This is a genomic window from Serratia sp. PF-27, assembly GCF_030053255.1.
Classification (GTDB): Bacteria; Pseudomonadota; Gammaproteobacteria; order Enterobacterales; family Enterobacteriaceae; genus Serratia; species Serratia bockelmannii.
The window spans coordinates 471,810-491,902 of the sequence record NZ_JASGBT010000015.1 but is presented as its reverse complement, the minus strand read 5'-3'; the positions used below and the strand labels follow the sequence as shown (position 1 = coordinate 491,902).

Annotated in this window: 14 protein-coding genes; 9 read left to right on the top strand and 5 right to left on the bottom strand. The window is 61.1% G+C overall.

What is annotated here, in order from left to right; translation table 11 throughout:
• Positions 1-35: 35 nt before the first annotated feature.
• From QMZ29_RS07190 to QMZ29_RS07180, 3 genes are all read right to left on the bottom strand, one after another.
• On the bottom strand, positions 36-2,330 hold the full coding sequence (locus QMZ29_RS07190) for an FdhF/YdeP family oxidoreductase (protein ID WP_261424565.1): 2,295 nt from the start codon (positions 2,328-2,330) through the stop codon (positions 36-38).
• Positions 2,331-2,536: 206 nt separating this feature from the next.
• A complete protein-coding gene (gene ggt, locus QMZ29_RS07185; RefSeq protein ID WP_261424562.1) occupies positions 2,537-4,210 on the bottom strand; it encodes a gamma-glutamyltransferase in 1,674 nt (557 codons plus the stop codon).
• Between the two features lie 161 nt (positions 4,211-4,371).
• Positions 4,372-5,235, bottom strand: a complete 864-nt coding sequence (locus tag QMZ29_RS07180) for a LysR substrate-binding domain-containing protein (RefSeq protein ID WP_173888773.1) — start codon at positions 5,233-5,235, stop codon at positions 4,372-4,374.
• Positions 5,236-5,378: 143 nt separating this feature from the next.
• Here QMZ29_RS07180 and QMZ29_RS07175 point away from each other — a divergent pair, with 143 nt between their 5' ends.
• From QMZ29_RS07175 to QMZ29_RS07145, 7 genes are all read left to right on the top strand, one after another.
• A complete protein-coding gene (locus QMZ29_RS07175) occupies positions 5,379-6,518 on the top strand; it encodes an agmatine deiminase family protein (protein WP_141998115.1) in 1,140 nt (379 codons plus the stop codon).
• A gap of 76 nt (positions 6,519-6,594) precedes the next feature.
• Positions 6,595-7,275, top strand: coding sequence for a class I SAM-dependent methyltransferase (locus tag QMZ29_RS07170; RefSeq protein ID WP_141998113.1), 681 nt, complete (start codon positions 6,595-6,597; stop codon positions 7,273-7,275).
• Positions 7,276-7,331: 56 nt separating this feature from the next.
• Positions 7,332-7,982 carry a hypothetical protein gene (locus QMZ29_RS07165; protein ID WP_049207561.1) on the top strand — a complete coding sequence of 217 codons (651 nt, stop codon included), beginning with the start codon at positions 7,332-7,334 and terminating at the stop codon, positions 7,980-7,982.
• Positions 7,983-8,106: 124 nt separating this feature from the next.
• Entirely contained in the window at positions 8,107-9,249 is a 1,143-nt protein-coding gene (locus QMZ29_RS07160; protein WP_141998111.1) for an efflux RND transporter periplasmic adaptor subunit, read from the top strand.
• A 1-nt stretch (position 9,250) separates the two neighbouring features.
• Positions 9,251-12,388, top strand: coding sequence for an efflux RND transporter permease subunit (locus tag QMZ29_RS07155; RefSeq protein ID WP_261424558.1), 3,138 nt, complete (start codon positions 9,251-9,253; stop codon positions 12,386-12,388).
• Position 12,389: 1 nt separating this feature from the next.
• Positions 12,390-13,832: an efflux transporter outer membrane subunit gene (locus tag QMZ29_RS07150; RefSeq protein WP_282980701.1), complete on the top strand. Its 1,443-nt coding sequence runs from the start codon at positions 12,390-12,392 to the stop codon at positions 13,830-13,832.
• 157 nt (positions 13,833-13,989) lie between these two features.
• Positions 13,990-14,343: a DUF1493 family protein gene (locus QMZ29_RS07145; protein ID WP_060433101.1), complete on the top strand. Its 354-nt coding sequence runs from the start codon at positions 13,990-13,992 to the stop codon at positions 14,341-14,343.
• A gap of 7 nt (positions 14,344-14,350) precedes the next feature.
• Here the strand turns inward: QMZ29_RS07145 and QMZ29_RS07140 are convergent, their stop codons facing one another.
• Entirely contained in the window at positions 14,351-14,920 is a 570-nt protein-coding gene (locus QMZ29_RS07140) for a DJ-1/PfpI family protein (protein WP_261424557.1), read from the bottom strand.
• A gap of 135 nt (positions 14,921-15,055) precedes the next feature.
• Here QMZ29_RS07140 and QMZ29_RS07135 point away from each other — a divergent pair, with 135 nt between their 5' ends.
• Positions 15,056-16,594, top strand: coding sequence for a long-chain-fatty-acid--CoA ligase (locus QMZ29_RS07135; RefSeq protein WP_060433099.1), 1,539 nt, complete (start codon positions 15,056-15,058; stop codon positions 16,592-16,594).
• 39 nt (positions 16,595-16,633) lie between these two features.
• On the opposite strand, the gene QMZ29_RS07130 is transcribed toward QMZ29_RS07135, so the two are convergent.
• Positions 16,634-17,908 carry a Glu/Leu/Phe/Val family dehydrogenase gene (locus tag QMZ29_RS07130; protein WP_025302877.1) on the bottom strand — a complete coding sequence of 425 codons (1,275 nt, stop codon included), beginning with the start codon at positions 17,906-17,908 and terminating at the stop codon, positions 16,634-16,636.
• 620 nt (positions 17,909-18,528) lie between these two features.
• On the opposite strand from QMZ29_RS07130, the gene QMZ29_RS07125 reads away from it, so the two are divergent.
• Positions 18,529-19,986 (top strand): amino acid permease, encoded by a 1,458-nt coding sequence (locus tag QMZ29_RS07125; RefSeq protein ID WP_261424548.1) that lies wholly within the window; start codon positions 18,529-18,531, stop codon positions 19,984-19,986.
• The last annotated feature ends 107 nt before the right edge of the window (positions 19,987-20,093 follow it).

The window sequence follows — 20,093 nt, the reverse complement described above, 5'->3', positions numbered from 1 at the left end:
TTTCTCCATGCGGAGAAAGGCTCAAACCGCTTCCGTCAGGCGATATCGACCGCGCGCACCTCTTTGGATCTCAACTTCACGCGGATCGGCACCGATTTGTACGACGGCGTGCCGCTCTCCTCATCGATGTAATGCAGCGGCACCAGCACGTTGGCCTCCGGGTAGTAGGCGCCGACCGAACCGGCTGAGATGTTGTAGGCGATCACCGTGATGCCTTCCAGGCGCTGGGTGCTGCCGGGCAGCGCCGTTTCCAGATCGACCACGTCGCCATGTTCCAGCCCCAAACGTTGCAGATCGCTGTCATTCATGAACAGCACGTCGCGCCGGCCGAAGACCCCGCGGTAGCGATCGTCCAGAGCATAGATGGTGGTGTTGTACTGATCGTGGCTGCGCAGCGTTATGAGCCGCAACGTGTCTTTGTCTGTCGTTATCTCGTCCTCATGCAGCCCGCTGAACACGGAAAACATCGCCTTGCCCGTCGCCGTCGGCCACTGGCGTTCGGTCGGCGGCAGCGGCATGCGGAAGCCGCCGGGTTGGCGAATACGCGCGTTGTAATCGTCGAAGCCGGGAATGGTTTTTTCGATCAAATCGCGGATCACGTCGTAATCTTCGATCAGCTCATCCCAGGGCACCTTGCTGGCGGGCATCACCGCTTTGGCCATGCCGGCCACAATGGCGGGTTCCGAACGCAGCAGTTCCGACGCCGGTTTTAATTTGCCGGATGACGCATGCACCATCGACATTGAATCCTCCACCGTCACCGATTGCCGCCCGCCGGCCTGCATGTCCAGTTCAGTGCGGCCCAGGCAGGGCAGAATGAGGGTTTCTTTTGCCACCAACAGATGGCTGCGGTTGAGTTTGGTGCCGATATGCACGCTTAACTCCAGGGCTTTCATCGCCGGGAAGCTCTGCTCGGGGTCCGGCAATGCTACGGCGAAGTTGCCGCCCAGGCAGATCAACGCCTTCGAGGCACCATCGATCATCGCCTGCATGCATTTCACGGCATCGTGACCATGGGCTTTGGGCGGCGTGAAGCCAAACACCGTTTCCAGCTTTGCCAAAAAATCGGCCGACGGTTTTTCGGTGATGCCGACGGTGCGGTTGCCCTGCACATTGGAGTGGCCGCGCAGCGGGCAGATGCCGGCGCCCGGTTTGCCGATGTTGCCGCGTAGCAGCAGCAGATCGGCGATCAGGCGCACATTGGCCGTCCCTTTATTGTGCTGCGTAATGCCCATGCCGTAGGTCACGATGGTGGCGTTGGATTTCGCGTAAGCGGCGGCGACCTGTTGCAGATCACTGCGCGCCAGGCCGCTCTCCGCCTCAATCGCATCCCAATCGGTGGCCTTCAGATCGGCGGCGAAATCCGCAAAACCTTCCGTGTGCTCGGCAATAAAGGCGTGGTCCAGCGCATTGCCATGTTCGTCATCCAACTGCAGCAGCGCTTTGGCGATGCCTTTGAGCGCCGCGGCGTCGCCGCCGGCCTTGACCTGATAGTAGGTGGACGCGATAGGGGTCGAACTGTAGGTCGCCATTTCGATGACGTTTTGCGGATCGGTGAAACGCTCGAGCGCCCGCTCGCTCAGCGGGTTAAACACGATAATCGGTACCTTTTTACGCGCCAGTTCATGCAGCGTGCCCATCATGCGTGGGTGATTGGTGCCCGGATTGTGCCCGATGGAGATAATCAGCTCCGCGCTGTCAAAGTCGTCCAGCGACACGGTGCCTTTACCGATGCCGATCGACTGGGGCAGGCCAACGCTGGTCGGCTCATGGCACATATTGGAACAGTCGGGGAAGTTATTGCTGCCGAACTCCCGCGCAAACAGCTGGAACAGGTAGGCCGCCTCATTGGACGCCCGGCCGGAGGTATAAAACTCCACCTGCTCCGGCGGCAGCGTTTGCAAAACGGCGGCGATGCGTTGAAACGCCTCATCCCAGGCCAGCGGGCGCAAGGTGTCCGTCCCGGCGTCATAGCACAGAGGGGTTGTCAGGCGGCCATAGTCTTCCAACTGGTAATCGGTTTTCTGCAGCAGCGACGTTACGGTGTTCTGCGCCAGAAATTCGGGCGTCACGCGCTTGCTGGTCGCTTCCCAGGTCACGGCTTTGGCGCCGTTTTCACAGAACTGGAAGGTAGATCGATGTTCTTTATCCGGCCATGCGCACCCCGGACAATCAAAACCGTCGGGTTGATTGGTGCGCATCAGCGTCACCGGCGCTTCTAAGGTGTCCATCTGCGTGCGCACGGCGATGGCCGTCGCTTTTAGTGCGCCCCAACCGCCGGCGGGCCCATCGTAGGGATGCACCCCGGGTACTGCTCGTCTTTTCGCCATTGTTGATTGCCTCCGACATCGCTTACGATAAATGCAGGTGATTGATTTACTGAAAATATTATTTTTATCGTCCAAGATGGAACGCAAGCGCCGTCGCCGTTAAACGCGAGCCTGTCGATTCAGTATAGATGAGTGAAAAAGGGAGCAACGTCAGTCTGTGCGGGGAGAACGGCGGCCCGGCGTGGCTGAAGCGGGCCGCCGGCGCGTTACTTTTTCACCACCAGTCCGACGCCGCGGCCGCGCGGATCGGACGCGGTTTCCGGCGTGCGGCCATCGATGCGGATAGCCTGAATATCCCCCATGTTCCAGCCCTGGTCTTCGAGGGTGTAACCCATGGCCTTCAGCTCGTCCGCCGGTTTGCCGGTCAGCGGTGCAAAGCTGTCATAGTAGACGGTGTCCTTCGGCAACAGCTGATGGTGCACGCGCTGGGCGGCCACCGCCTGCGCCAGCGGCAGATGGTAATCGTAGAGATTGTTGATCACCTGAAAGATCGAGGTAAAGATGCGCGATCCGCCCGGCGAGCCTATCACCAGGGTGACGTCGCCGTCGCGGGTGATGATGGTCGGGCTCATCGAGGAGAGCATGCGCTTGCCCGGCTCGATGGCGTTGGCGTCGCTGCCCACCACGCCGAAGGCGTTGGCGACGCCGGGTTTGGCGCTGAAGTCGTCCATCTCGTCGTTAAGCAGGAAGCCGGCGCCTTTGACCACCACGCCGCTGCCGAAGTCCCAGTTGAGCGTATAGGTGTTGCTGACCGCGTTGCCGGCGGCATCGACGATCGAGAAGTGGGTGGTTTGGTGGGTTTCCAGCCCCGGCCGCACCTTTTCGGTCGGCGAGATCGCCGTCGGGTTGATCTCGGCGGCGCGTTTTTTCAGGTAGTCGGGGGCGATCAGCTGCGCTTCTGGCACCTGGGTGAAGTCCGGATCGCCGAGGTAGTCGGCGCGATCGGCGAACACGCGTTTTTCGATTTCCGCCAGCAGGTGGATGTAGCGCGCCGAATTCAGCGGCACGCCCTTGAAGTCGGCGGCGCGATCTTCTTTGATCCCCAGCAGCTGCGCCAGCGCGATGCCGCCGGAGCTGGGCAGCGGGGCGGTATACACGGTGTTGCCGCGCCAGCTGATGCGCATCGGTTCACGCCATTTCACCCGATAGTCGGCCAAATCCGCCGCGCCGATCAGCCCGTTGTCGCGCTGCATTTGCGCCACCAGCAGGCGAGCGGTTTCGCCGTGATAAAAATCGTCGGCGCCCGATTTGGCGATGCGCTCAAGGGTGGCGGCCAGCTCCGGCTGCTTGAACACCGTGCCGGGCTTCATGGCGCCGAAATAGTCGCCGAAGTTGGTTTTACCGGCGAACAGCTTGTTGGCGTCTTCGCGGTACTGATACTGCTGATCCGCCACGGTGAAACCTTGCCGGGCGTAACCGATCGCCGGCGTCAGCAGCTCGGCCCAGGGCAACTTGCCGAAGCGTTTATGCGCTTCCCACAATCCCAGCACGGTGCCCGGCACGCCGGCGGCGCGGCTGCCCACCAGGCTGAGATTCTCGATCACTTCGCCTTTCTCGTTCAGGTACATAGTTTTGCCGGCGGCCTTGGGCGCCACTTCGCGGTAGTCGAGGAAATAGGGTTTGCCGTCGACGTACAGCGTCATAAAGCCGCCGCCGCCGATATTGCCGGCTTCAGGGTAGGTAACGGCCAGGGTAAAGGCGGTGGCGACCGCCGCATCGACCGCATTGCCGCCGGCCTGCAGAATGTGCGCGGCGACCTTGGCGCCATACTGATCCGGGGCGGCGACCGCGCCGGCGGTCAGTTCGGCGGCAAAGGCAGCGGGAACGGTGCAGGCAAGGGCCACGCTCAGAGCTATCGTTTTCAATAAACCGGCAGACATAGAAGATCCTTTTAGCGATGTTCAGTTATCAGGTGAATTCAACTAATTATTTTGAAACAGCAGGTTAGCGCGTTTTCTTCGGGCTGTTGCGACGCTTTATTGAAAGTAGCAGCGGTCAGGCGGGGCCGCCTGACCAGAGTAGCAAATCGTGACGTGGCGCGTTATGCGCCGGCGGGCAGCGCCGACTGCAGCCATTGGCAGAAGTGCCGGGCGAGCGGATTGTGTTCGCTGTCGCGGTGCAGCAGCCACGCCCAGTTGGCGCCGCGCACGCGTTGCTCGGTTAACGGTTGCAGCAGCCCGGCGTCGCGCGCGTGTTGCGCCAGCAGTTGGCTGACCAACGCGATGCCGAGGCCGTTGCAGGCGGCGTCCAGCAGCAGACCAGGATCGGAGAAGTTCAGCCCGCTGTCTCGCTGGCCGACGTGCGCGCCGCCCGCCACCGCCCAGTGGCTCCAATCCATCTCGCGTTCGCCGTGCAAGGTCACGCGCTGCTCCGGCGTCAACGCCAGCAGGCTGGGGTGGCAGGCGGGGTAGAGTCGGTCGGTACAGAGAACGTTAAAGGTGCAGTCCGCCTGCGCGCTGAGATCGTCACGGATCGCCAGATCGATGCTGTCCGTCGCCATATCCGGCGGTTCAAAGCTGGTGAACAGCCACAGATCGATCTGCGGATGCTGCCGATTGAAGTCGCCCAGCCGCGGCGTTAGCCAGTGGCGGGCAAAGGCCGGGGTGGTGTTAACGATCAGTTGGTTGGGTTTGCGGTACTGATCCAAACGGCGAATGCCGACGGCCAGCTGTTGCAGCATCACCTGTGCGGTGCTGAACAGATCGTGGCCGGCGTCGGTCAGCACCACGCTGCGGCCGGTGCGGAAGAACAGCGGCTGTTCCAGAAACGCCTCGAGGCTGCGGATCTGCTGGCTGATGGCCGACTGGGTGAGGTGCAGCTCTTCGGCAGCCTGATGAAAACTGCCCAGGCGCGCCGCCGCTTCAAATCCGCGCAGGGCGCTCAAGGGGGGCCAGTGTTTTAACATTATCGATAAGCCTGTCTAATCAGATATCCGCTAAATATATCGTTTGTCGCAGCGGCAGGGGAAGACTAGCATGGGATTCAAGCGCCGGAGCGTAAAAAAACCGGATAACAGTTTGAATTTAAATCAATTTAAAGAGGCTATTTATGTCAACGCGTCGCACCTTTATCAAGCAGCTTTCGGCGGTGGCCGGTGTGAGCTTGACGGCATCATTGGGCATCCCGTTACGCGGTCACGCGAAAGCTGCGCTTAATCCGACCTGGCGGATGCCCGACGAAGGGGAACCGCAACAGCGGGCGTTTCTCGCTTTCGGCGCGCAGCGTGCGATTTGGGGCGGGTTCACCGCGGACGTGCAGGCAGCGCAGGGGCGCATCGCCCGCGCCATCGCCGACTTTCAGCCGTTGACGGTTTTTTGCCGCGGCAATGAACGGCAATTGGCTGAGGCCACCTGCGGCAGTCACAACGTCAGCTATGTTGTCACTGAGCTGGATGATATCTGGATGCGCGACATCGGCGCCAATTTCGTCGTCAATGACGCCGGCGAACTGGGCGCGGTGGATTTCAACTTCAACGGCTGGGGCGATAAGCAGCAACATGCCAGGGATGCGCGTCTGGCAGGGTTTGTCGCCAGGCGATACGGCGTCGCTCAACCGCGCTGCAGCGCGCTGGTAGGCGAAGGCGGCGGCATCGAGGTGGATGGGCACGGCACCGGCATCATGACCGAGAGCAGTTGGGTGAATGCGAACCGCAACCCGGGCTGGAGCCGAGACCGGGTTGAGCAAGAGCTGAAGGCGATGCTCGGCCTGCGCAAAATTATCTGGCTGCCGGGCATTAAAGGCCGAGACATCACCGATGCCCACGTCGATTTTTATGCCCGTTTCGTGCGGCCTGGCGTGGTGGTGGCCAACCTGGATACCGATCCGGCCTCTTATGATCATGCGGTTACCCAAGCGCATCTGGCGATCCTCAGAGCAGCGACCGACGCCGACGGCCGCACGCTGCAGGTACATACGCTTTCGCCGCCGCGGGCACCGCGCGAAAGCCGATTCAGTCGCCGCAACCCCGATTTCGCGGCGGGCTACATCAACTATTTCGTCATCAACGGCGCGGTGATCGCCCCTGAATTTGGCGATCCGCAGGCGGATAAGGCGGCGTTTGCGCTGCTGTCGGCGCTCTATCCGCAGCGCAAGGTGGTGCAGCTGGAGATCGACGCCATCGCCGCCGGCGGCGGCGGCATTCACTGCGTGACCAGCCAATTGCCGGTGCATGGCAAGCCAGACCAGTGAATGTTCAAAAAATGCGCACGCGGTTGTTTGTCGCCATAGGGTGTGATTGGCTGAGTGGAAACATAAGGAGGCCATAATGAACGACTCACCCTTGAGCATTCCCACCTGGTATCGCGATCCGCACGCAGAACAGGCCATGGCCGAAGGTCATGCGCCCATCTGGCGGCATCTGCTGAGCCTGGTGCCGGAACACGAATTGTCCGGCGTCAGGGTGCTGGACTTCGGCTGCAATCAGGGCGGTTTTCTGCGTCTGTTGCACCAAATCCGGCCATTTCGTGAAGGGCTCGGCGTTGATATCGCCCGCCAATCCGTCGAACACGCCAACCGCCTGAAAGGAAACCTGCCGATCGGTTATCAGACCGACACGCGGTTGACGGGTTATGAGAACCACTTCGATATCGCCTTCAGTCATGAAGTCATCTACCTGATTGAAGATATCGCGCAGCATGCCGCCGATATGCTGCGGGTGCTGAAGCCGGGCGGCGTTTATTATGCGGTGACCGGTTGCCACACCGACAACCCGCTGTGGCCGCAATGGCGCGAAAGGGTGGCTGAACAGACGCATACCGTGGTGCAGGATCGCTCGCTGGACGACTATGCGCGCATTTTCTCCGCCGCGGGATTCCAGGTCTCTGCCCGCCGGCTGGGTTTTTCCGGTTTCGTGCCCTATGAGCCGGACGGTTGGATGCCGAATATCGCGGCGGCGATCGACTACTATTGGCACACCAAAACGGTGTTTAGACTGGTTAAACCCTAAAAATCCCCACGCGGCGCTCGGTACGCCGCCGCTGACGAGATAAGATGGCGAGATTTATGATGGATGAGGATGCGAAAACAATGGACTTTCGTTTGAACACCCGGTTATCCCTGCTTATGGTCTCGCTCTTGGCGCCCGTTGTTGGGGCCAGTGCCGCTACGCTTACGCTCGATAATCAGGATCCGGCGGCGGTGTATCTCATTCCGGACGCGAAGCTGATTCAAGAACGCGAGGGGGTGAAAATCGCCGGGCAGTCATACCGTTATTTCGTACTTCAGCTCGCCGACAATCTCCAGTATGAAGGCTATATCACCCGATGCGCCGACGACGATGCCGATAAATTGAATGAACAAGCGCGGCGACAATTGAACCGTTGTACCGAACAGGTCATCGACGACCTGGATCGGTTGATGGAAAAGACCGCCAACTTGACATTCGACTACGGCGGTACGCAAAACGTTTATCGGGGCGAAGAACATTCAACGCCTTATTATTACTATTCATTCGCCCGCGTGGCCCACTATTATCAGACCGAAGACGGACGTCATCCCCTGTATGGTCTGGTTTATCGTTGCAAACAGCCGGCGAGCGATGCTCATCGGGAGCAAGAGCCTGATGCGACTGAAACGACGCAGCCGCCGGCTGAAGTGGAACGCTTTATTGCATTGGCAAAAAATCGCTGCGCCAATGTGCTGAAACCACGCTGAACGATATTGCTCCACCGTTTCCCGCTTCGACAAGATTTTACGCTATCCTTACGCAACCCTTTCAGAAGCGAATGTCTGCATTCGATATATTGAGAATAGTCATTCTCAATGGGATCGTATTGCAATGCAGAGAAAAACGCTTTTGGTGCTTGGGCTGTCGCTGTTGCTGTCCGCCTGCGATGGGCAAAACGCCGGTGCGCCGACGGGCGCAGGCGGTGAGCAGGAGGTCGGCGTCGTCACGCTGCGCGGCCAGTCAGTGACCCTGAGCAGCGAGTTGACCGGCCGGGTCAACGCCACCATGACTTCCGACGTGCGGCCGCAGGTCGACGGCATCATCAAGCAGCGGCTGTTTACCGAAGGGGCCGAGGTGAAAGCCGGGCAGGTATTGTACCAAATTGACCCCGCCAGCTATCAGGCCAGCTACGATCAGGCCGCCGCCCAGTTGAAAAACGCCCAGGCCACGGTGCAATCCACCCGGCTCAAATCACAGCGCTATGCGGCGCTGGTGAAAGAGAACGGCGTTTCTCAGCAGGATGCGGACGATGCCAAAGCCGCCTATTTGGCGGCCGTGGCGTCGGTGGCCCAGTATCAGGCAGCGCTGGAGGCGGCGCGCATCAACCTCGCCTATACCCAGGTGCGGGCACCGATCGCCGGCCGCATCGGCATCTCATCGGTGACGCCGGGCGCGCTGGTCACCGCCAGCCAGACCGATGCGTTGGCCACCATCCGCGCGTTGGATCCGATCTATGTCGATCTGACCCAGTCCAGCGCCCAGTTGCTTAAACTGCGCCGTCAGCAGGCCGCTTTGCAGCGCGGTGCGGTCACGCCGGTCGCCATCAAGCTGGAGGACGGCACGCCTTATGCCCACGCCGGCAAGCTGGAGTTGACCGAGGTGGCGGTGGATGAGGCCACCGGTTCGGTCACGCTGCGTGCGGTGTTCCCCAACCCCGAGCATGAGCTGCTGCCCGGCATGTACGTCCACGCCACGGTGGATAACGGCGTCGATCCCAAAGCCATTCTGGCGCCGCAGCAGGGCATCACCCGCAACGCCAAAGGGGAAGCCACCGCGTTGGTGGTGGACGAGCAAAACAACGTGGCGCAGCGCACCGTCAGCGCCGAACGGGTGGTGGGCAGCAACTGGCTGATCGGCAGCGGGCTGAACGAAGGCGATCGTCTGATCGTCGAAGGCACCGGCAAGGTCACGATCGGCGCCGCGGTGAAGCCGGTTGAGGTTTCAGTCGACAAAACCCAACGCGGGGAGCAGTGATATGGCGCAGTTCTTTATCCGGCGGCCGGTATTCGCCTGGGTGATTGCCATCATCATCATGCTGTGCGGCCTGATGTCGATCAATTCATTGCCCGTCTCGCAGTACCCGGATGTCTCACCGCCGCAGATTTCCATCTCCGCCACTTACCCGGGCGCGGACGCGGAAACGCTGGAAAACAGCGTCACGCAGGTGATTGAGCAGCAGCTCACCGGCCTGGACGGCCTGCTGTATTTCTCTTCGACCAGCAGCTCCAGCGGCTCGGTCAGCATCAACGTCACCTTTGATCAGGGCACCGATCCGGATATCGCTCAGGTGCAGGTGCAAAACAAGGTGCAGCAGGCGGAAAGCCGTTTGCCGAGCGCGGTCACTGCGCAGGGCGTGACGGTCAAGAAATCCCAGAGCAGCTTCCTGCTGATCGTCGGGCTGTATGACGAAAGCGACAAGGCGACAATGGCCGATATCTCCGACTATCTGGTCAGCAACCTGCAGGATCCGCTGTCGCGCATTGAGGGCGTGGGGGACGTGCAGGTGTTCGGCTCGGAATATGCGATGCGTATCTGGCTGGATCCGACCAAGCTGGCGAGCTATGCGCTGATGCCTTCCGACGTGCAGACGGCGATCGAAGCGCAAAACACCCAGGTGTCTGCCGGCAAGGTAGGCGATCTACCGGCCGCCGCCGATCAGCAGCTGACCGCCACGGTAAAGGCGCAGTCGCGGCTGCAAACGCCGGAACAGTTTCGCAATATCATCCTGAAAAGCGACAGCAGCGGCGCGCTGGTGCGGCTGGGTGACGTGGCACGGGTTGAGCTGGGCAACGAAGACTACTCCGCCAGCGCGCACCTCAATGGCCACCCGGCGGCGGGGATAGCGGTCAAGCTGGCGGCGGGCGCCAACGCCCTCAACACCGCCAAACTGGTTAAGGCCAAGGTGGCGGAATACCAAAGCGCGATGCCGCAGGGCTACAAGGTGGCCTACCCGAAAGACAGCACCGACTTCATCAACATCTCGATCGAGGAGGTGGTGAAAACGCTGTTTGAAGCGGTGGTGTTAGTGGTGGTGGTGATGTTCGTGTTCCTGCAAAACCTGCGCACCACGCTGATCCCGACCATCACCGTGCCGGTGGTGTTGCTGGGCACCTTCGGCGTGCTGGCGGCGTTCGGCTATTCGATCAATACCCTGACGCTGTTCGGCATGGTGCTTGCGATCGGGCTGTTGGTGGACGACGCCATCGTGGTGGTGGAAAACGTCGAACGCGTGATGCGTGAAGATAAACTGCCGCCGCGCGAGGCGACGGAGAAATCGATGCGCGAGATCACCGGCGCGCTGGTCGGCATCGCGCTGGTGCTGTCGGCGGTGTTTCTGCCGATGGCGTTCTTCGGTGGTTCCACCGGGGTGATCTACCGTCAGTTTTCAATCACCGTCGTCTCCTCAATGGTGCTGTCGGTGGTGCTGGCGTTGACGCTGGCGCCGGCGCTGTGCGCCACATTGCTGAAATCGACGCATGAAGAACAGACCGACAAAGGGCTGCTGGGTAGATTCAACCGCGGTTATAACCGGCTGCAGGAGAAGTACGCCGACAAGGTCGGCGCAGTGATCCACCGGCCAACGCGCTATCTGCTGCTGTACGGTCTGCTGCTGATCGCCGCGGCCGTGATGTATCTGCGTTTGCCGACCGGTTTCCTGCCCAATGAGGATCAGGGTTCGGTGATGGTGCAGTACACCTTGCCGGCCGGCGCCACCAACGCGCGCACCTCGGCGGTGAGCGAGGCGGTGACCGCCTATTTCCTCGATCAGGAAAAGGCCAACGTCAGCACCATTTTCACCATCAACGGTTTCGGTTTCAGCGGCAGCGGGCAAAACGCCGGCATGGCGTTTGTCAGCCTCAAAGACTGGAGCCAGCGCAGCGGCAGCGAGAACACCGCCGACGCCATCGCCAAACGCGCCATGGCGCACTTCGCTTCGCTGCGCGACGCCCAGGTGTTCTCCATGAGCCCACCGGCGATCGACGGTTTCGGTCAGTCCGACGGCTTCACTTTCGAGCTGCAGGCCAAAGGGGCGACCACCCGCGCCGAGCTGCAGGCGATGCGCGACCAGATCGTCGCCGCCGCCGGCAACAATCCGGCATTGCTGGCAGTGCGCGCCAACACCTTGCCGGACACCCCGCAGCTGCAGGTGGAGATCGACAACGGCAAGCTGCAGGCGCTCGGCCTGAGCGCCGGTGACGTCAACAGCACCCTCAGCAGCGCGTTCGGCAGCACCTACATCAACGACTTTATCGACCGCAACCGGGTGAAAAAAGTCTATATGCAGGGCGACGTGCAGTACCGCGCCAAGCCGGAAGACCTCGACCGCTGGTTTGTGCGCGGCACCAATGCGTCGGGCGCCAGCAGCATGACGCCGTTCTCCGCCTTTGCGTCTTCGCACTGGATCTACGGGCCGGAGAACCTGTCGCGCTATAACGGGCTGTCGTCGTTCGAGATCACCGGGCAGGGCGCCGCCGGCGTCAGCTCCGGTACGGCAATGAGCGAGATGGAGAAACTGGCGGCGAAATACTCCGCCGGCAGCAGCTATTCCTGGAGCGGGCTCTCCTATCAGGAACGGCTGACCAGCGGCCAGGCGTCGTCGCTGTACGCCATTTCGCTCATCGTGGTGTTCCTGTGCCTGGCGGCGCTGTATGAGAGCTGGTCGATTCCATTCGCGGTGATGTTGGTGGTGCCGATGGGTGTGGTGGGCTCGCTGCTGGCGATCACGCTGCGTGGGCTGGAAAACGACATCTACTTCCAAGTGGCGCTGCTCACCATCATCGGCCTGTCGGCGAAGAACGCCATTTTGATCGTCGAGTTCGCCGAGGAGATGCACCAGCGGGGGGAAACGCTGATTGGCGCGGCGGTCCACGCGGCACGCATGCGCCTGCGGCCGATCCTGATGACCTCGCTGGCGTTCACCGCCGGGGTGCTGCCGCTGGCGGTATCCAGCGGCGCCGGCGCCAACAGCCGAATCGCCATCGGTACCGGCATTATCGGCGGTACGATCACCGCCACCGCATTGGCCATCTTTTTCGTACCGCTGTTTTATGTGTTGGTGCGCCGCATGTTTACCCGCCGGCCCGCCAACCCGCCGTCACAGGCAGGAGAATAACGTGTTGCAACGAGTCATGATGTTAACTTTACCGCTGCTGCTGACCGGCTGTCTGTCGCTGGATCCGCACTACCAGCGCCCGGCGGCGCCGGTGCCCGCCAACCTGCCGCAGGGCGAGGCCGCCGGCAAGCAGGCGTTGAGCTACCCGGACGTCGCCTGGCGCGACTATGTGCAGGACGCCAGGCTGCGGCAGGTGGTGGCGCTGGGGCTGGACAGCAGCCGCGATCTGCGCGAGGCGATCGCCAATATCGCCTCGGCGCGCGCCCTGTACGGTGAGCAGCGCTCGGCGCTGTTCCCGACAATCAATGCCACCGCCGACGGCAGCCGCGGGCGTTCGCTGACCGGTAGCGGCAATGCCACCGCCATCAGTCAGAGTTATGAAGCGCAGGCCGGCGTCAGCGCGTTCGAGCTGGATCTGTTCGGCAAAAACGCCAGCCTGTCGCGCGCGGCGTTCGAAACTTACCTGGCCAATTCGGAGGCGGCGAAAAGTACTCGCCTGACGCTGATCGCCGATATCGTCACCGACTGGGTGGCGGTGGCGGCCGAGCGCAGCAATCTGGCGGTGGCGCAGCAGACGATGGAAAGCGCCAAACGTTCGCTGGACGTGACGCGTAAGAACCAGCAGCACGGCATTGCGTCGCTGGTTGACGTGGCGTCGGCGGAGACCGTTTATCAACAGGCGCGATCGGACGCCGCCAGCTATGCGACCAGCGCCGCGCAGGCGAAAAACGCGCTGGATTTGGCGGTGGGGCAAAGCGTGCCGGAAAATCTGCTGCCGAGCGGTATCGATGGGCTCGGCGAAATCATGCGCAATCTGCCGGCTGGGGTGTCTTCGCAGGTGCTGCTGACGCGGCCGGACGTGCTGCAGGCTGAGCATAACCTGAAATCCGCCAACGCCAACATCGGCTCGGCGCGGGCGGCGTTTTTCCCGTCGATCAGCCTGACCGCCAGCGGCGGCGTGGGCAGCGGTGAACTCTCCTCGTTGTTCAGCCACGGCGCCGGCGTCTGGTCGTTCGCACCGAGCATCAGCCTGCCAATCTTCAGCGGCGGCTATAACACGGCTCAGCTCAACTACACCCAGGCGCAGAAAGACCTGTATGTCGCCACCTATGAGAAAGCGGTGCAGACGGCATTTCAGGAAACCGCCGACGCGCTGGCGCGCAAAGCCACGCTGCAGGAACAGCTGGCGGCGCAAACCGGCTATGTGGCGGCGGCACAGCAATATTATCGCCTGGCCGAGCTGCGTTACCGCCAGGGCGTGGACAGTTATCTGACCTTGCTGGACGCGCAGCGCACGCTGTACACGGCGCAGCAGTCGCTGATCGCCGCGCAGCAGACCGCGTACGACAATCAGGCCACCCTGTATAAAGTGTTGGGCGGCGGCGTTACCGCCGAGCGGCAGGGGGACGGCGTCATCGCCGATAAGGCGACGCTCAGCCGCTAACCCTGGACCGCGCGCGCCAGGTGTTTGGCTGCGCGCGGTTTTTTTATGGAAAGTGTAAAGAAACAGAAAACCCGGCCGGCGGGCAGAACTCGCTGCGGTGAGCAGAGTCAGACAGAGAACCGCATTCATCTTTTATTCATATCGGCTCGAGGTCGTCATGGCAGAAGATATTCAGCAACAGGTCATCGCGCTTATCGCCGCATTCAACACGCCAGGGCGGTTGAAGAAGGGCGTGGCCATCACCCCGGAAACCGAGATCAACACCGCGCTTCACCTGTCGTTCAGCGATTCCAATACGCTGATGCGCCGCTACTTCGATACCTTCGGCGTCGACAGCGGCAACTATAACCACGAGCTGTATTTCCAGCCGCCGGCCAACACCGGGCGCTGGTTTTCTCCCTCCGCCTGCAAAGAACACCCCCGGCCGCTGTGCGTGTCGATGCTGGTGCGCTCCGCGCGCGCCAAACGCTGGCTGTACGACATTCACTTCCTGATCGAGCAGCTCCGCTAGCACCGCATTACTGCTCCAATACCTCGGCGAACTTCGCCAGCCACTGCGGGTGCGCCGGCCAGGCCGGGGCGGTGACCAGATTGCCGTCGACGTGCGCCTGATCGATGCCGATCTCCGCATAATGGCCGCCGCCGAGCCGCACCTCCGGCGCGCAGGCCGGGTAGGCGCTGCAGGTGCGGCCTTTCAATACTCCGGCCGCCGCCAGCAGCTGCGGGCCGTGGCAAACGGCGGCGATCGGTTTTTTCGCGGCGTCAAACGCCTGTACCAGCGCGATCACCTGGGGGTTCAGGCGCAGGTATTCCGGCGCACGGCCGCCGGGGATCAAGAGCGCGTCGTAGTGTTCTTCTTTGGCGGCGGTAAAGTCGGCGTTCAGGGTGAAACGGTGCCCGGGCTTCTCGCTGTAGGTTTGCGCGCCGTCAAAGTCGTGGATCGCGGTCTGAATGTAGTCACCAACGGTTTTACCGGGACACACGGCATCCACCCAATGGCCGATCATCTGCAATGCCTGAAACGGCACCATGGTTTCGTAATCTTCGGCGTAGTCGCCGACCAGCATCAGGATCTTTTTCTTGCTCATGATCACAACTCCTGCGGGATAGGGACTGCCTAAGGTATAGCCCAGCGCTCCAGGGAATGCGAACCGCAAAGCGCCTATCTATACTCGTGATACCGCGGCGCTTTTCTCGCCGCTCATTCCCAGGGAGGATCCCCGATGCTGAATCTGGCTACCTTGCTTGAAGAGAGTGCGCGCACCTGGCCGGAACGGCCGGCGGTGATACAGGACGATATCCCACTCAGCTATCGGGCGCTGAACGAAATGGCCAACCGGGTGGCGAATTTGCTGGTCGCGCGCGGCGTGCAGCCCGGCGAACGGGTGGCGCTGGCCTGCCCAAATCGACCGGAGTTTCCGGCTATCTATTACGGCATTCTCAAAAGCGGCGCGGTGGTGGTGCCGCTCAATATTCTGCTTAAAAGCGCAGAGTTCGACTACTACCTGGCGGATTCAGCGGCGGTGGCGCTGTTCTGTTTCGAGGGCAGCAGCGGCTTGCCATTGGGGGAAGAGGCGCTGCGGGCGGCGGCGAAGGCGGAGCAATGCCGCGAGGTGTTTATCATCGGCGATCGGCTACCGCTTGAGGGGGAACGTTTCAGCGCGGCGATAGCCGAGCAGGCTACCGAATTCGCTTCGGCCGCGACGCTCGAAAACGACACGGCGGTGGTGCTCTACACCAGCGGCACCACCGGCCGGGCCAAAGGCGCGGAATTGACCCACGCCAACCTGGTGCTCAACGCGCTGGGATCGGTACGGCTGTTCGACGGCTCAGAGACGGAGCCCGATCGCCATTTGGTGACCCTGCCGCTGTTCCATACGTTCGGCTCGACGGTGCAGATGAATGCCGGGTTTTCCGCCGCCGCTACCCTGGTGCTGGTCGAGCGCTTCGACGCCGCACAGGCCATCGCGCTGATGCAGCGGCACGGCATCACCTTCTTCGCCGGGGTGCCGACCATGTATTGGGCGCTGTTGAATGCGCTGGATGAGCACACGGATATCGAGCGCTTGCGCAGCACGCTGCGTATGGCGGTCTCCGGCGGCGCCAGTTTGCCGGTGCAGATCCTGGAGGATTTTTCACGTCGCTTCGGCGTCAACATTCTCGAAGGATATGGGCTGTCGGAGACCAGCCCGGTCGCCACCTTTAACCATCCGCACCGCGTGACCAAACCTGGTTCCATCGGCCAACCGATCTGGGGCGTGGAGGTTCGCTTGCTCGACGTTACCGGGCAGCCGATCGACGGAGTCGATCAGGTGGGGGAGATCGCGGTACGCGGTTACAACATCATGAAAGGCTATCTGAACCGCCCCGAGGCGACGGCGGACGTGCTGGAAAACGGCTGGTTTCGCACCGGGGACCTGGCGCGCCGCGACGCCGACGGCTTCTATTTCATCGTCGATCGGGCCAAGGATATGATCATCCGCGGCGGGTTCAACGTCTATCCGCGCGAGATTGAAGAGGCGCTGATTCGTCATCCGGCGGTCTCGTTGGTGGCGGTGATCGGCGTCGAGCATCCGTCGCTGGGCGAAGAGATCAAAGCGGTGGTGGTATTGAAAGAAACGGAGGAGCCCATCGAGGAGGAAACGCTGATCGCCTGGAGCCGGGAGCGGCTGGCGGCGTTCAAATATCCGCGTATCGTCGAGTTTGTCGAACGCTTGCCGATGACCAGCACCGGTAAGGTGTTGAAACGCTGTTTGCGCTGAGGAAAATCCGGCCTGCCGGGGCAGGCCGGGATACGGGCATCAACCTGGGTAGATGCCGCGCTCTTTACGTGCGGTCAGGATGCGCTCACAGGCCACGATGTAAGCGGCGGTGCGCAGGCTGCACTCTTTCTCGGCCGCCTTGTTCCAGACGTGGACCATGGCGTCGGTCATGATCTTGTCCATACGCTCGTTGATCTCGGACTCGCTCCAGAAGTAGCTCGCCATATCCTGCACCCACTCGAAGTAACTGACCGTTACGCCGCCGGCGTTACAGATAACGTCCGGAACCACGGTGATGTTACGGGAGCGCAGAATGTCGTCCGCTTCTGGGAAGGTTGGGCCGTTAGCCCCTTCCAGCACCAGCTTGGCGCTGAGGATTTCGGCGCGTTGACGGGTGATCTGGCCTTCCAGCGCCGCTGGGATCAGAATGTCCATGTCAACCGACCAGAACGCTTCGCTCTCGATCTCGCTGGCACCCGGGAAGCCGGCGATCTGCTTGTGCTTGGCCTGGTATTCGGTCAGCGCCACCAGGTCAATGCCGTCGGCGTTGAACAGGGTAGCGGAGTGGTCCTGGATGGTGACGACGCGCGCGCCGACGCCGACGAACAGACGGGCCGCTTCGCTGCCCACGTTACCGAAGCCTTGTACCGCCACTTTGGCGCCTTCGATCTGCACGCCCAGACGCTTGGCCACTTCGCTGCCGGTGACGAACACGCCGCGGCCGGTCGCTTTCTCACGGCCCAGGGAGCCGCCGAGGTGGATGGGTTTGCCGGTGACCACGCCGGTGATGGTGGTGCCGTGGTTCATGGAGTAGGTGTCCATCATCCAGGCCATCACTTTGGCGTTGGTGCCGACGTCCGGCGCAGGAATGTCTTTCTGTGGCCCGATGATGAAGCCGATTTCGCTGGTGTAGCGGCGGGTCAGTCGCTCCAGTTCACCTTCAGACAGTTTGAACGGATCGACGCGGATGCCGCCCTTGGCGCCGCCGTACGGCAGGTTGACCGCGGCACACTTGATGGTCATCCAGGCGGACAGGGCCATCACTTCGTTCAGATCGACGTCAGGGTGGAAGCGGATACCGCCTTTGCCCGGCCCGCGCGACAGGTTGTGCTGTACGCGGAAACCTTCGAAGTGACGGATGGTGCCATCGTCCATCTGCAGCGGGATATCAACAATCAAAGCGCGTTTAGGGTGACGCAGCGTATCAACCCAGCGTGAGAGGTCGCCGAGGTAAGGGGCGACGCGATCGATTTGTTGCAGATATGTAGCCCAAGCGGTGGTGCTGCTGTCTGAAGCGTAGGATAGCTTTTCCATAACCAACCTTTATATTTTAGAGGTATTTATTTCGTTTAACCGTGGATTAGCAAGCGCATAACACTTTGCGACACTAAATTTACCACTAATTATGCCGGTTGTTAGCCCCCCTCTCATCGGGCCAGCGGACGGTTTTTCGCCGCCTGCAGGGCGGCAAATGAATAGTTAATTACTTTTTGTCGACGGTGAGCGAGCTCATGCATATTTTATGCATATAAAGCGCATAAAAACCCTTTTTATCTATTTTTCAGAAGCTTGAATGTGATCAAAAAGTTTCATTTTATTTAACTGCCATGTTGACAATGGCATTTCCCCTCGCCAGAGTTAAATTAATGTTAAAACGACTCCGGCGTCGTATTTTTTTGTTGCACAAGGGAAAGTATAACCATTTGATATTGTAGTGTTTACCCACCACGCTCAGGCTATGTTCGCCAAACGTGGGCGATACGACGGCTCACGAGAGCATTTTCTCGGTACCCATTATTATTACCTCCCTGTCACAACGGGGCGGGCAGCGTTCGGTCTCACTTTTTTGCCGGTTAGAACGCTCACGGGCGTTTCACTCCTGCTGCAGCCGCATATCGGTTGCTTAATCGCCTTAATGACGGACAGGTAACACCATGACAAAAAATCACTGCGATCGGCTGAACCCAGGTTCAGCCGAGGGGCTAAACTGTGCCCAAACCTTGCAGCGCGGGCTGAGCGCGCGCCACATTCAACTGATTTCGATCGGCGGCGCCATCGGCACCGGGCTGTTTATGGGCGCCGGGAAAACCCTCGCGCTGTCGGGCACCTCCATCGTACTGACTTACGCCATCGTCGGCTTTTTCATGTTCATGGTCATGAGGGCGATGGGGGAGCTGCTGCTCACGCGGCTCGATTACCGTTCGTTCGCCGATTTCGTCTCCGAATACCTGGGGCCGCGCGCCAGCTTTTTTCTCGGCTGGTCCTACTGGCTGAGCTGGGTCGTGACCTGCATCGCCGACGTGGTGGTGTGCGGCGGTTATGTGCAGTATTGGCTGCCTAACGTCTCGCCCTGGCTGCCGGCGCTGCTGACGCTGGGGTTTCTGTGTCTGTTCAACATGCTGTCGGTCAAGATGTTCGGCGAAGCCGAATTCTGGTTTGCGATGATCAAGGTGGTGGCGATCGTCGCGTTGATCGCCACCGGCGCCTGGATGGTGTTCAGCGGATGGACCTCGCCGGACGGCGTGACCGCTTCGCTGCATAACGTCACCGATCCCGCCATTTTCATGCCGCACGGCATCTTCGGCTTTTTCGCCGGGTTCCAGATCGCCATTTTCTCCTGTACCGGCATCGAGCTGCTGGGCACGATGTCGGCGGAGACCAAAAACCCGCAGAAGGTGTTGCCGAAGGCGATCAACGCGATCCCGGCGCGCATCATCGTCTTTTACGTGTGCTCGATGCTGACCATTATCGCCGTCACCTCGTGGAGCCACATCTCGCCGGACAGCAGCCCGTTCGTGATGCTGTTCGATCGGGCGGGGCTGCCGGCTGCCGCCGCGGTGATCAACTTCGTGGTGCTGACTTCGGCGATGTCCTCGGCCAACAGCGGGGTGTATTCCAGCACCCGCATGCTGTACAGCCTGTCGATGGAAAAGCACGCCCACGGTCAGTTCCGCATTCTGTCTCGCACCACGGCCATTCCGATCCGCAGCCTGCTGTTTTCCTGCTTCTGCATGGTGGCCGGCACCTTGCTGCTGATACTGGTGCCGAACGTCATGACGCTGTTCACCATCGTCTCTACCGTGGCGGCGATCCTGGTGGTTTACAGCTGGGGCATGATTTTGGTCGCCTACCTGGTGTATCGCCAGAAGCGACCGGATCTGCACGCCGATTCCAATTTCAAAATGCCGGGCGGGGTCGCGATGGCCTGGCTGACGCTGGCATTTTTCGCCTTTACGCTGGTACTGATGGTGTTCGATAGCGATACGCTGATCGCGCTGTGCAGCATGCCGCTGTGGTTTACCACGCTCGGGCTGATCTGGCGCTATCGGGTCCGCGACAGCGTGGCGCACGAGAGCTACGTGTTTTATCGGCGTGGCGCCGAGGCGGAATAACCGGCGAAGGATACGCCGCTTGCCGCCGCTCCACTCGGCAAGCGGCGGCAACTGCGGTATGCTAAGCGGCTGAACAGCAAACCAAACCGGGCCATACGGAGACCCCC